General features: G+C 33.8%; 8 protein-coding genes and 2 rRNA genes. 6 read left to right on the top strand and 4 right to left on the bottom strand.

Translation table 11 applies throughout. The features are described from left to right. Nucleotides 1-250: 250 nt before the first annotated feature. Nucleotides 251-3,724 carry a methionine synthase gene (gene metH, locus ACNI28_RS07515; RefSeq protein WP_419763652.1) on the bottom strand — a complete coding sequence of 1,158 codons (3,474 nt, stop codon included), beginning with the start codon at nucleotides 3,722-3,724 and terminating at the stop codon, nucleotides 251-253. Nucleotides 3,725-3,804: 80 nt separating this feature from the next. Beyond that, nucleotides 3,805-4,407 (bottom strand): class I SAM-dependent methyltransferase, encoded by a 603-nt coding sequence (locus tag ACNI28_RS07510; protein WP_419763651.1) that lies wholly within the window; start codon nucleotides 4,405-4,407, stop codon nucleotides 3,805-3,807. 102 nt (nucleotides 4,408-4,509) lie between these two features. On the opposite strand from ACNI28_RS07510, the gene ACNI28_RS07505 reads away from it, so the two are divergent. The 6 genes from ACNI28_RS07505 (at nucleotide 4,510) to hisIE (ending at nucleotide 10,251) form a co-directional block, all read left to right on the top strand. Further along, a complete protein-coding gene (locus ACNI28_RS07505; RefSeq protein WP_419763650.1) occupies nucleotides 4,510-5,799 on the top strand; it encodes a metal ABC transporter solute-binding protein, Zn/Mn family in 1,290 nt (429 codons plus the stop codon). Beyond that, a complete protein-coding gene (locus tag ACNI28_RS07500; RefSeq protein WP_419763649.1) occupies nucleotides 5,783-6,532 on the top strand; it encodes a metal ABC transporter ATP-binding protein in 750 nt (249 codons plus the stop codon). Before ACNI28_RS07505 ends, ACNI28_RS07500 begins: the two co-directional genes overlap by 17 nt. Further along, nucleotides 6,526-7,344, top strand: coding sequence for a metal ABC transporter permease (locus tag ACNI28_RS07495; RefSeq protein WP_419763648.1), 819 nt, complete (start codon nucleotides 6,526-6,528; stop codon nucleotides 7,342-7,344). The genes ACNI28_RS07500 and ACNI28_RS07495 overlap by 7 nt, the downstream gene beginning before the upstream one ends. A 69-nt stretch (nucleotides 7,345-7,413) precedes the next feature. Next, nucleotides 7,414-8,334, top strand: a complete 921-nt coding sequence (locus ACNI28_RS07490) for a branched-chain amino acid transaminase (RefSeq protein WP_419763647.1) — start codon at nucleotides 7,414-7,416, stop codon at nucleotides 8,332-8,334. A gap of 107 nt (nucleotides 8,335-8,441) precedes the next feature. Next, nucleotides 8,442-9,524, top strand: a complete 1,083-nt coding sequence (locus tag ACNI28_RS07485; RefSeq protein WP_419763646.1) for a prohibitin family protein — start codon at nucleotides 8,442-8,444, stop codon at nucleotides 9,522-9,524. A gap of 46 nt (nucleotides 9,525-9,570) precedes the next feature. Beyond that, a complete protein-coding gene (gene hisIE, locus ACNI28_RS07480; protein WP_419763645.1) occupies nucleotides 9,571-10,251 on the top strand; it encodes a bifunctional phosphoribosyl-AMP cyclohydrolase/phosphoribosyl-ATP diphosphatase HisIE in 681 nt (226 codons plus the stop codon). A 396-nt stretch (nucleotides 10,252-10,647) separates the two neighbouring features. Here the strand turns inward: hisIE and rrf are convergent. After that, nucleotides 10,648-10,763 (bottom strand): 5S ribosomal RNA (gene rrf / locus ACNI28_RS07475). A 134-nt stretch (nucleotides 10,764-10,897) separates the two neighbouring features. Continuing rightward, nucleotides 10,898-13,816: ribosomal RNA gene (locus tag ACNI28_RS07470) — 23S ribosomal RNA — on the bottom strand. Nucleotides 13,817-13,962 lie beyond the last annotated feature (146 nt).

The following is a 13,962-nucleotide window of genomic DNA, read 5'->3' as shown; positions in this document are numbered from 1 at the left end:
AATGATTATTTAAACTTGAAACTTAATAAGTAAAACACCTAAAGTGGTTATCGACATACCTTTTGTATTATTGTTCATTGATATTATTTTAATTTTAAATTACTCAAAAATTGTTGTAGTATGGGAAGCTTTGTTCAAGGTCAAGACAGTATTTAAAATTTTTAGAGGAACTTACAATTAGTAAGTGAGTCTAGAAATTTTAAACACAAACGCAGAGATTGGATAAAAATACCCATACTACAACGATTTTTTAGATGTTGTAGTAGTTGGCTTTATTATGTGGCACTACTATGGCACACGTACTTTGTTCTGGGTCTATTTGAAAAGTTTCACTTAGTGTTATTCCAAACTCTTCAGGTTTTAATAAATCAAAGATATCCCTACTCTGCTCCAAGTCAGGACAAGCTGCATATCCAGGAGAGTATCTACACCCTACATATTGTTTCATTTGAACATCATTTAAAGTATGTCCTTCTTTTGGTACGATATCAAGATCAAGTCTTATTTGCTTATGAATTACCTCAGCTAAAGCTTCAGCAAGTTCTACGCCTAATCCATGGATTTGATGATATTTTGAGAACTCACTATTTTGATATAATTCACTCTCATATGAAGTTATTTTTAATCCAGAACTAGCCAGTGTAAAGGCAACCACATCAAGTCTGTCATTGGCAAAAAAGTCAGCAATACATCTGTATGGTGCTTTTGTTTGTCTGGGGAATTCAAATACTTTTATAGCTTTTTCTAAAGGAGGAACATTTTGTGCCTCTTTTAGACTATTAAATGTATACTCTTTATCAAAGATATAGAGCTTGTTATCATGAGAGATACAAGGATAATAGCCATAAATAGCAATTGGGTCAAAAATATCTTTTTCAAAAAACTCTTCTTTATATTTTTCATAAAGAGGTTTTACTACATCTTCTTCATGGGCTAAAAATTCATCAGCTTTCATAGCACCTTTTTTGTATCCCCATCTTTGTCTAAATAAAACTCTATGGTTTATCCAAGAAAAAATCAAATCTTTATTTAACATTGCCGGACTTTGTGTAATTCTTCCCCAAAGTGGAGGAAAAGTAAACTCTGCTTTTGGAGGTAATTCTATCTCTTCATAAGCAGGAATAATTATCTCTTTTTTCTCTTTTTTAACTACTTCTTCATCTTTTATCAAATCAGCTGCAAGTTTTGTATTAAATGAATCACCTGATTCTATTCTTTGCATAGATACAACCCCATCAAAGGCATCTCTACAATAAAATATTGGTCCTTCATATAAAGGTCTACAATACTCATTTACAAAAGATTTTGTAAGAGCTGCTCCTCCTAAAAGTACTGGCACATCTATACCTTGTCTTTTAAGTTCTTCTAGGTTTTCTTTCATAACAGCAGTTGATTTTACAAGTAATCCACTCATCCCAATTGCTTGGGCTTTATGTTTTTGTACGGCAATAATAAAGTCATTGATATCAGCTTTAATACCTATATTTATTACCTTAAATCCATTATTACTTAAAATAATATCAACCAAGTTTTTACCCACATCATGGACATCACCTTTTACTGTTCCAATTACAAGTACTGTTTCACTAGCTTTATCTTCTTTTGGTAAATATGGATTTAAAGCATCAACCGTTGCTTTCATAGTTTCAGCACTTTGAAGTACAAAAGGTAACTGCATTTGACCAGAACCAAAAAGTTCTCCAATGATTTTCATTCCATCAATTAGCCATTCATTTACAATGATTTCTGGTTTTATTGTATGTCTTAATTCATCTGCCAAAGGAATTAGTCTATCTTTATCACCATCTAATAAAAGCTTTTTAACTTTTTCAATTGGTTCCATTTTTAAATACTCTTCATCACTTTGATCTTCTTGAGCTTCTACATTTGAAAAGTGGTCAATAAATTTAAATAAAGGGTCACCATCTTCTTGATTATTAAATATCAAATCATCACAAGCTTTTCTATCTTCTTCTGTGATTTTATTTAAAGGTAAGATATGTTTTACATTTACAATGGCACTTGTAAGTCCAGCTTTTACACAATAGTCTAAATAGATAGAGTTCAGATAAACTCTAGCTTTTATGTCAAGTCCAAATGAGATATTCGAAAGCCCAAGAGTAGTTCCTACTTCTGGATGAAGTATTTGAAACTCTCTAATTGCTTCCATAGTCTCAATTCCAGCAGTTCTGTACTCATCATCTCCAGAACCAATAGTAAAGGTAAGCATATCAAATACTAAATCTTCTGGATTAAAGCCATGTCTATTTACACATAAGTCATAAATTCGTTCAGCGATTCTGATTTTATCTTCTTTTGTTTTAGCCATACCAACTTCATCAATAACCAAACAAACAAGTGCTGCTCCAAACTTTTTGGCCAACTTACACACAGCATCAAACTTCTCTTCCCCATCTTCAAGGTTTACAGAGTTGATTATACATCTTCCACCTATTTGTTTAAGAGCTGCTTCTAGGGCTTTTATTTGAGTAGAATCTGGCATCAAAGGAAGTGAAACCTTTTGTGAATAAAGTTCAACTACCTTATCCATATCTCCTGTTTCATCTCTTCCTGCAAAGCCAACACTCACATCAATAATATGTGCCCCTGCTCTTACTTGTTGTTGTCCAACAGATAGTGTTCCTTCATAATTATTATCTTTTAAGAGTTCTCTAAAAGCTTTTGAACCAGTTGCATTACTTCTCTCACCTATTAATAGTGGTGCTGGGTCTTGTTTTAAAGGAACTGTATTAAATAATGACGCCAAAGAAGCCTTTAAGAACCCACTTGGTGCTTTTGGTTTTGTTCCTCGCACTTTATTAGCTAAGGCTTCTATATGCTCAGGTGTTGTACCACAACAACCACCTAAAAATGATACTCCATTTATATCTAAAAAGCTATTTTGTAGTTGAGTAAATTCATCTGGTCCCATTGGATAAAATGAAACTCCACCTTTATTTTGAGGAAGTCCAGCATTTGCATGAACTGAAATAGGGAACTTACAAACTTCACTTAATGTTTTCACATGCTTGTGAACTTGTTTTGGTCCAGTACCACAGTTAAATCCTAGAGATAAGATATTAAAAGGACTCATAATTGCAGCTATTGTCATAGCATCAGTTCCTATTAACATAGTTCCTGATAACTCAATAGTTACAGATACCATTACAGGGATCTCTGGATGAGTATCCGTTAAGGCATGAAGTGCTGCTTTTATTTGAAGTGGATCTTGACAAGTTTCAAGTAAGTATATATCACACCCACCATCTGCAAGTCCATTTGCTACCTCTTTATATCCCTCATACATTTCATCATATTTAATATGTCCCAATGATGGAAGTTTTGTTCCAGGTCCAATAGAACCTAAACAAAATCTAGGCTCATCTTCTGTTTCATATTTGATACAAGATTTTTTTACAAGTTGGGCACCTAATTTTGATAACTCATAAGCTTTAGAAGATATTCCATACTCATCTAAAACCCAAGGTGTTGTTCCAAAGGTATTTGTTGAAATCAAGTTTGCCCCTGCTTTTGCATAGGCATCATGAATGTGTTCTAAGATTTCTGGGGCTGTTTCATTTAGAAGTTCATTACACCCTTCTAAATCTTGCTCTTCATATATCCAAGATTCAGCTTTTATATCTGCATTTTGCAACTGGGTACCCATTGCACCATCTATTATCAATACTTTGTTTTTTATTATTTCATCTATTTTGTTTTTCATTATATTTATAATCTCTTAATTAATTTCTATATATTTTGGGTTTTAGTCTACTAAAAAAGTGGTTAAAAGTGCGTTAAAGGTTAAACTTTCTGAGCTATTAGCCTTATAACACTAGCCTCTCCTTGATGACCTTTACCTTCATCAAGTTCCACAGTTACCTCTTCTAGTTTATGAATTTTTAGATTTTTTATATTATCTCTAAAATCATCTATACTATAAAGTAGGTCCAAATCTTTAGGACCACCACTATTTTTTTCTATCTGGCTTTTAGCAAAAACTTCTACAACAAGAAATCCTTTATCATTTAAAGCGGCCTCTATTTTTTCTAATAGACTTTTTAACTCTTCTATTTGCAAATGCATAAAAGTAAAAAGAATAGCTCCATATTTCTTGTCAGGTTGCCAACTATTTATATCAATACAACTTGTTTTTATTTCAACATTTTCCAATATACTTTGTTCATAAAGTTTATCTAGCCCAATATCAGAGGCATCTATTGCTTCAACATCAAAGCCTTCTTTTGCAAGAAAGATTGCATTTCGCCCCTCACCTTCTCCTAAACACAAGACTTTTTCACTTTTTTTAAAGTTGTCATAACTATTTTTTATAAATTGATTTGGCTTAGTTCCATATAAATACCCATCTCTTGAAAATTTCTTATTCCAAAACTCTTGTTGACTCATCATTTTCCCTATTTTAACTATCTGTTGTACTATATTTTAGAATATATTATATCAATAAAAGTTTAAATGCAACTCAGTTGCAAAATATATTTAAGGAAAAAAATGAAACACATACTAATAATACTTTCACTACTAGGTACAATTTATGCAAAAACTAATGTTATAGTTAGTATTTTGCCTCAACAAACTTTTGTTGAAAAAATTGGAGGAGACAAAGTAAAGGTTACTACTATGGTTAGACCAGGAAGTGACCCACACTCATACGAACCAAAACCATCTCAGATGAGAGATATTTCAAAGGCAAATATATATTTTCCTATTGGATTAGAGTTTGAAAATGTTTGGCTTGATAAATTTGCAAATCAAAATAAAAATATGCAATTTATTGAAATGACAAAAGATATAGAAAAAATCGAGATGAAATCACACCATCACCATCATCATGATGAAGGGCATGATGAACATAAGACACATAATGAACATGAAGAGTTACCTTACGAATGGGCTGGAGTTTTTGAACTAAAAAAAGGAATTTATAACTGGAGTTTTTCTAAAGTTGATGGAAATTATGCTGATCCTGCTATGAAAATGTTAATTTTAAAAGCAGATAAAAAAGGTGATGATTTAATAGAAGATTATGAAGAGACTGCAGAACATATATTTGAAAAAAACAAAACTACTGTTTCTAAAAACAATGTTTCTTTAAAGGCAAAAGGCTCTTTATATGAATTAAACTTTGATGAAGAAAAAGATGTGACAAATTTTAAAATTGATATTAAAGAAGATGGTAAATATCTGTTTTTTACAGAACATATGCCAAGTGAATTTGAAACAGATGAGCATTTCTTTAAAGATTTAAATAAGAATGATATTGAGGCTATTACTAGTTTTTCCCAAGTACATGGAACAAAAGACCCTCATACTTGGACAAGCCCTTCAAATGTAAAAATTATGGCTAAAAATATTTATGATACTTTAGTAAAATTTGACCAAAAAAATAAAGACTATTTTAAAGCAAACTATTTAAACTTTATTGAAGAGATAAACCATACTAATAAAAAAATAAAAGATATTTTATCTGCAATCCCAACAAATTCTAAATTTATGGTTTTCCATCCATCTTGGGGATATTTTGCAAAAGAGTATAATTTGGTTCAGTTTGAAATTGAAGTTGAAGGAAAAGAACCAAAACCTAAAATGCTTCAAAAAATTATTGATGAAGCAAAAGAAGAAAATATCAAAGCTATATTTACACAACTTGAATTCTCAGATAAAAGTGCAAAAGTTATAGCTAATGAACTAAAAATAAAAGTTGTGAAAGAGACACCACTAGCCAAAGATTGGTCAGAAAATTTAATCAAAATGGCAAATACAATTGCAAACACTCACTAATCCGATTTCTATAAACAAACTCTTTTTCAAATATGAAAAAGAGTTTGTTTTAGAAGATATTAATCTAGAGATAAAAGAGAAAGATTTTCTTACGATTCTAGGTCCAAATGGTGGCGGAAAATCTACACTTTTAAAACTAATTTTAGGCATAAATCCTTTAAATCAAGGAAATATTAAAATCTTTGGAAATAATATTTTAAATGAACTTTCAAATATTGGCTATGTACCTCAAAATACAAATATAAATCTTAATTTTCCAATTAGCGTTGTTGAAGTTGTAATGATGGGACAAAATAATATTAAAAAAAGACTTTTTGGATATAAAAAATATGAAAAAAATAAAGCTTTAGAAATATTAAGAAAAGTAGATATGGAAGAGTTTGCTTCTTCAAAGATTTCAAATCTTTCAGGAGGTCAAAGACAAAGAGTTTTAATCGCTAGAGCATTATTTGCTCATCCAAAAATTTTACTTTTGGATGAGCCAACTTCTAATATTGATATAAAAGGATGTGAACAGATTTATCAAACTTTAGAAAAATTAAACAAAGATATAACTATTGTGGTAATCAGCCATGATATTTCTGTTGTTTTAAAATATGCTACAAAAGCTGCTTATATAAACAAAAAACTCACTTATCACAACTTATCAAAAATGAAAAATGATTTCAAAAATTTAGAATCACATGTTTGTGAAATTGAACTTTTAGAAATGTTAGGAAAATGCAAATGTTAGAGTCTCTTTCATATACTTTTATACAAAATGCCTTAATAGCTGGTATTTTAGTTAGTATAATAACAGGTATTATAGGTTCACTAATTGTCGTAAATAAAATGGTTTTCCTCTCAGGTGGAATTGCTCATAGTGCTTATGGAGGAATTGGAATTGCTGTATTTTTTGGATTACCAATGTTATTATCAACTTCACTTTTTTGTATATTTATTACTATTATTATCGCCCTTGTAAGTTATAAAAGAAGAGAAAATCTTGATATTATTATTGCTCTTACTTGGGCAGTAGGAATGTCTTTTGGGATAATGTTAGTAGATCTAACGCCTGGTTACCAATCTGACTTGATGAGTTATCTTTTTGGTTCATTACTAGCCGTTACATATGAAGATATCTATTTTATGGCTATATTGTTAATTATAATACTAATTATAGTTTTTACTTTTTATAGGGATATTTTAGCTGTTTCATATGATAGTGAATACGCTAAGCTAAGAGGTATTAAAACAAAGATTTTTTATACATTAATCTTGATTTTGTCATCACTTACAATTGTTATTTCAATAAAAATTGTTGGTTTAATTCTTGTAATTGCCCTTCTAACTATTCCAATTTATATCGCAAACTTCTTTGCAAATAAACTCTCAACAATGATGACTTTATCAAGTATATTATCAATGTTGTTCACTATCCTTGGATTATATATATCATATACTTTTGATTTAAGTTCTGGTCCATCTATAATTATGATTAGTTCACTTGTACTATTACTAGTTCTTTTTTACAAATATTTTATTTATAAAATAAAAACTAATTAAAATTATTATAACATTTTAATCAAAACTTCGATAGACTATTTATCAAAAATTTATAATAGGAAAAATAGGATGACAGAAGCAAAACTCATCTGGATGGATGGTAAATTTGTTGATTGGCATGATGCTAAAGTTCATGTATTAAGCCACACTTTACATTATGGAAATGGTGCTATTGAAGGTACAAAAGCATACAAAACTCATGATGGAAGATGTGCTATTTTCAAATTAAAAGAACATACAAAAAGATTAATAAACTCTTCTAAAATGACACTTATTGATGTGCCATTTACAGAAGAAGAGTTATGTGATGCACAAGTTGAATTACTACAAAAAAATGAGTTACATGAGGGTGCATACATTAGACCTCTTGTTTACTTAGGTTATGGTGTTATGGGACTTTACCACAAAGAAGCACCTGTAAATGTTTCTATTTCGGCATGGGAATGGGGAGCTTATTTAGGTGAAGAGGGTATGAAAAAAGGTGTAAGAGTAAAAATTGCATCAATGACAAGAACACCAAATACATCAGGTATGGGAAAAGCAAAAGCAGTTGCAAACTACCTAAACTCTCAAATGGCAAAATTTGAAGCAGTTGAAGCAGGATATGATGAAGCACTTTTAAGAGATGACCAAGGGTATATTGCAGAAGCATCTGGTGCTTGTTTTTTCATCGTTAGAGATAGCGTAATAGTAACTCCTCCAAATGATAACTCACTTGAATCAATCACTCAATCTACAGTTATTGATTTGGCTAAAGATCTAGGTTATGAAGTTGTAAGAAGAAGAATTACAAGAGAAGAGATATATATTGCAGATGAAGCTTTCTTTACAGGAACAGCAGTTGAAGTAACACCAATTAGAGAAGTTGATTGCAGAATTATAGGAACAGGTGAAAGAGGTCCTATAACTGAAAAACTTCAAAGTGGTTATTTTGATATAGTTCAAGGTAAAAATGAAAAATATGCTAAGCATTTAACATATATTAACTAAGTAGATTTTCCTACTTAGTTGAAATAGAAAAGATAAGACTCTATAGTATTATCTTTTGTGTTTCAACAAAAGGAACACAAAAAATTTAAAGATATTTAAGGATATTAATGCCAATAGATAATGATTATTTTAAAAATAGACAACAAAACAAAAACAGTGGTGGAGGTTCAAATGGAGGAGGTGGTTATCAACCACCTTTTGAGCCACCTGAATTTTTCAAAAACCTTGGTAAAAAAGCAGGTTTCATTTATGCAGCTATTATAATAGTTGTTATGATATTTGTTTTTAAACCATTTGTAATCGTAGAATCTGGACAAGTAGGGATTAAAGTTACTACAGGTAAATATACAGAAGAGCCATTAAGACCAGGTTTTCACTTCTATATTCCAGTATTCCAAAAGGTTATCTTGGTTGATACTAAAGTAAGACTAATGAACTATGCTTCAGTTGAAACAATGGGTGGTGGATTTGATGAAGGTATAAGAGCAAATCCTGCAATTAATATTTTAGATGCTAGAGGATTACCTGTATCTATTGAATTAACTGTTCAATATAGATTAACAGCAGATGGTGCTCCAACTACAATAGCTAACTGGGGACTTTCTTGGGAAGATAAAATCATAAATCCTGTTGTTAGAGATATTGTAAGAAATGTAGTAGGTGTGTATACAGCAGAAGAGTTACCAACAAAAAGAAATGAAATTGCTGTTAAAATTCAAGATGGAATTCAAAAAGAAGTTGTTTCACTTGAAGGACAACCTGTAATATTACAATCAGTTCAATTAAGAGAAATTGTATTACCTACTAAGATTAAAGAACAAATTGAAAGAGTTCAAATTGCAAATCAAGAATCTGAAAGAGTTAGATACGAAGTTTTAAGAACTAAGCAAGAAGCTGAAAAAAGAGCTGCAAAAGCTACTGGTGATGCACAAGCAAACAGAATTGAAGCAAAAGGTAGAGCAGATGCTGTTACTATTGAAGCAAAAGCACAAGCAGCTGCAAATATGGCAATTGCGAAATCTTTAACTCCAAACCTTTTACATATGCAACAAATTGAAGTTCAAGGTAAGTTTAATGATGCACTTAGAGAAAATAAAGATGCTAAAATATTCTTAACACCTGGTGGTTCTACTCCAAATATCTGGGTAGATACTAAAGATAAATCAAGAGACTCTGCAATAAACAAATAATTTAAAGCAAGGGTTTTCCTTGCTTTAGTCTTCCAAAGGTACTCACATGAACATTGATAAAATTGACTGGGAAAAGATGAACAATTTAGTTCCAGTTATAACTCAAGAATATAATACCAATGAAGTTCTAATGCTTGCATATATGAATAAAGAAGCCCTAGAATTAACATTACAAACTAAATTTGCCCATTACTATAGTAGAAGTAAACAAAGACTATGGAAAAAAGGTGAAGAATCTGGACATATACAAAAAGTTATTGATATACTAATTGATTGTGATAATGATACAATTTTATTAAAAGTCATTCAAGATGGTGTGGCTTGTCATACAGGTAGGAAATCATGCTTTTTTACTAAATTAGAAACAAATGAAATTATAAGTGATGTTGAAATTAATACAGGAAATTCATATTCAGTATTGGATAACTTATATCATACTATTCAAGATAGAAAAAATGATGATCCAAAGAAATCTTACACTTCAAAGCTTTTAAAGGGAAAAGAAAACTCTATGCTTAAAAAAATTGTTGAAGAAGCTGGTGAATTTACTTTTGCAGTTAAAGACAACGATACAGAAGAGATTATTTATGAAGGTGCTGATTTAGTTTACCATTGTATGGTTGCACTCGCTAGTAAAAACATATCTCCTGATAGAATCAAACAAGAGCTATCAAGAAGATTTGGTATGTCAGGAATTGAAGAGAAAAACTCAAGAATAGAAGAGTAATTTTACTCTTTATTCCGAATAAACTGTTTTACTATAAAACTTAGCACCATAAATATTACTAACCCTATTCCCACAATAATTGCAATTTTATCTAAAAACATAATAAACCCCTTGTATTAATATTTAAATTATATTACAACTAATCATAAAAATCAATCTTATAGTGTAAAGTTTATCTTTAAACTCTTTTTTTTTAGTAACTATTTTGAAAGAATAGATGGCTTTGTATTTACAAAAGCAGAGTTTTTTTAACAATTGATTTTGTTATTAAAAGTATTTTAGGTTTTAAACTTTTATCAGACAAAAGATTTCTATAAAGTTATACAGCAGACATAAAAAAAGCCTCTATCAAAATACTAGAAACTAGTAATTGGATAAAGGCTATAAAAACTCAAGAGTTGGCGACGACTTACGTTTCCACAAGGGGACCCTGCAGTATTATCAGCGATGAAGTGCTTGACTTCCAGGTTCGGAATGGAGCTGGGTATTTCCACTTCTCAATAATCACCAACAAAGTTGAGTAGTAAAAGCAATAAATGCTCTTAATACTCAACTCTATCTTCTTGAGTTAGAGTTTTAATGTTAAAGTCTTTACACACATACTCATTAAGTATGTACTTAATAAGATAGTAAACCAAGAAATATATAAAATAAGCCAAACGATCTATTAGTACTAGTCAGCTAAACGTCTTACAACGCTTACACATCTAGCCTATCAACCAGCTAGTCTTGCTGGGATCTTCAGGGAAAGTTCATCTTAGAGTTGGCTTCGAGCTTAGATGCTTTCAGCTCTTATCACATCCGTACGTAGCTACCCAACGATGCTCTTGGCAGAACAATTGGTACACCAGTGGTACGTTCATCCCGGTCCTCTCGTACTAGGGACAAATCTCTTCAACTTTCCTACGCCCACGGAAGATAGGGACCGAACTGTCTCACGACGTTCTGAACCCAGCTCGCGTACCGCTTTAAATGGCGAACAGCCATACCCTTGGGACCTGCTCCAGCCCCAGGATGCGATGAGCCGACATCGAGGTGCCAAACCTCCCCGTCGATGTGAGCTCTTGGGGGAGATCAGCCTGTTATCCCCGGCGTACCTTTTATCCTTTGAGCGATGGCCCTTCCACACAGAACCACCGGATCACTATGACCGACTTTCGTCTCTGCTCGAGTTGTATCTCTTACAGTCAGGCTGGCTTATGCCATTATACTCAACAAGCGATTTCCATCCGCTTTGAGCCAACCTTTGCAAGCCTCCGTTACTTTTTAGGAGGCGACCGCCCCAGTCAAACTACCCACCAGACATTGTCCTGAACGAGGATAACTCGTCCCAGTTAGTAACTCAAATATTCAAGGGTGGTATCTCAAGGGTGGCTCCGTGTATACTTGCGTCTACACTTCATAGCCTCCCACCTATCCTGCACATGAATATCCAAGCTACAGTGTCAAGCTGTAGTAAAGGTGCACGGGGTCTTTCCGTCTTTCCGCGGGTAGGAGGAATTTTCACCTCCACTACAATTTCACTGGATCCCTGGTTGAGACAGCTCCCATCTCGTTACGCCATTCATGCAGGTCGGTATTTAACCGACAAGGAATTTCGCTACCTTAGGACCGTTATAGTTACGGCCGCCGTTTACTCGGGCTTCAATCAAATGCTTCGCACAAGTGCTTACATCATCAGTTAACCTTCGAGCACCGGGCAGGCGTCACACCTTATACATCCTCTTGCGAGTTAGCAAAGTGCTGTGTTTTTGGTAAACAGTCGGGAGGGACTCTTTGTTGCAACCTCTATCGCTTTTTGGAGTAAATCCATATACAATAGTAGGCACACCTTATACCGAAGATACGGTGCTAGTTTGCAGAGTTCCTTAACCAGGGTTCTTCCACGCGCCTTAGAATACTCATCCCACCCACCTGTGTCGGTTTACGGTACGGGCAACAAATAATATACTTAGTGGCTTTTCTTGGCACGACAGTATCATCGATTCTGAATTAATTCCGAAGAATTGCAACAGCCTGTAAGATCTCGGTCTCATGTATCCCGGATTTGCCTAAGATACAACCTACATCCTTCGAGCCACTATTCCATCAGTGACCTCGATTAACTCTATGCGTCCCCACATCGCGCTTATTTGTTGGTATTGAAATATTAATCAATTTGCCATCGTCTACCCCTTTCGGACTCGACTTAGGTCCCGACTAACCCTACGATGACGAGCATCGCGTAGGAAACCTTGGGTTTTCGGCGTTGAGGATTCTCACCTCAATTATCGCTACTCATGCCTGCATGCTCACTTCTATCCGCTCCAGCACTCCTCGTCGGTATACCTTCAACGCTGAATAGAACGCTCTCCTACCACTCAAATAAATTTGAGTCTAAAGCTTCGGTGCATATCTTAGCCCCGTTATATTTTCCGCGCAAAATCACTAGACCAGTGAGCTGTTACGCTTTCTTTAAAGGGTGGCTGCTTCTAAGCCAACCTCCTGGTTGTCACAGTAACTTCACATCGTTTTCCACTTAGATATGACTTTGGGACCTTAGCTGTTAGTCTGGGTTGTTCCCCTCTCGACATAGGATTTTATCACCCTACGCCTGACTCCTATGATTACGCATATAGTATTCGAAGTTTGATAGGGTTTGGTACCGCGGTAAGCAGCCCTAGCCCATTCAGTGCTCTACCCCTATATGTTACTACATAAGGCTATACCTAAATATATTTCGGAGAGAACCAGCTATCACGAAGTTTGATTGGCCTTTCACCCCTATCCACAAGTCATCCCGAGACTTTTCAACGTCAATGGGTTCGGTCCTCCACTGGCTCTTACACCAGCTTCAACCTGCTCATGGATAGATCACTTCGTTTCGGGTCTGCAGCATCTGACTATGTCGCCCTATTAAGACTCGCTTTCGCTACGGCTCCGTACTTGACTTAACCTTGCCAGACACCACAACTCGCAGGCTCATTATGCAAAAGGCAGTCCGTCACCCTGTTGCAAGCAACATAGGGCTCCGAATGATTGTAAGCTAATGGTTTCAGGTTCTATTTCACTCTCCTCGCTGGAGTACTTTTCACCTTTCCCTCACGGTACTTGTTCACTATCGATCTGTAAGTAGTATTTAGGATTGGAGGGTGGTCCCCCCAGATTCAGACAAAATATCACGTGTTCCGTCCTACTCAGGATACCAATAGAGCTATTAAGAATTTCGTATACAGGAGTTTCACCTTCTATGCTATACCTTTCCAGATATTTCTACTATTCTCTTTAGTCTCACATTATGGTCCTACAACCCCCTATGCAAGCATAGGGTTTGTCCTAATCCGCGTTCGCTCGCCGCTACTTACGGAATCTCATTTGATTTCTCTTCCTCTGGCTACTGAGATGTTTCACTTCACCAGGTTAGCTCCCCGCAGGGTAACATATATCTCTATATGCTGGGTTGTCCCATTCGGAAATCCTCGGATCAAAGCTCTTTGGCAGCTCCCCGAGGCTTATCGCAGCCTAATACGTCCTTCATCGCCTCTTACAGTCTAGGCATCCACCATTAGCCCTTAATAGCTTATAATTTGTATAACTAAATCTCTTTAGTTACCTTTTTTGATAATTATTCCTTGGCTACTATCTTATTAAGTACATTATTTCTAACATATCCTAACAATATAGTAATTGTGTGTTTAAATTGTTTTCTATATATAAATTAAAATAACTTCC

This window comes from Arcobacter denitrificans (SeqCode) (genome assembly GCF_048571185.1).
Taxonomy (GTDB): domain Bacteria; phylum Campylobacterota; class Campylobacteria; order Campylobacterales; family Arcobacteraceae; genus Arcobacter; species Arcobacter denitrificans.
Note: the sequence above shows the minus strand (reverse complement) of the source record. Positions and strands in the feature narration are given on the sequence as shown.

Coding starts and splice junctions, on each gene's coding strand:
- metH (WP_419763652.1), bottom strand. CDS start 3,724: ATGAAAAACAAAATAGATGAAATAATAAAAAACAAAGTATTGATAATA.
- ACNI28_RS07495 (WP_419763648.1), top strand. CDS start 6,526: ATGTTAGAGTCTCTTTCATATACTTTTATACAAAATGCCTTAATAGCT.
- ACNI28_RS07510 (WP_419763651.1), bottom strand. CDS start 4,407: ATGAGTCAACAAGAGTTTTGGAATAAGAAATTTTCAAGAGATGGGTAT.
- ACNI28_RS07485 (WP_419763646.1), top strand. CDS start 8,442: ATGCCAATAGATAATGATTATTTTAAAAATAGACAACAAAACAAAAAC.
- ACNI28_RS07505 (WP_419763650.1), top strand. CDS start 4,510: ATGAAACACATACTAATAATACTTTCACTACTAGGTACAATTTATGCA.
- hisIE (WP_419763645.1), top strand. CDS start 9,571: ATGAACATTGATAAAATTGACTGGGAAAAGATGAACAATTTAGTTCCA.
- ACNI28_RS07490 (WP_419763647.1), top strand. CDS start 7,414: ATGACAGAAGCAAAACTCATCTGGATGGATGGTAAATTTGTTGATTGG.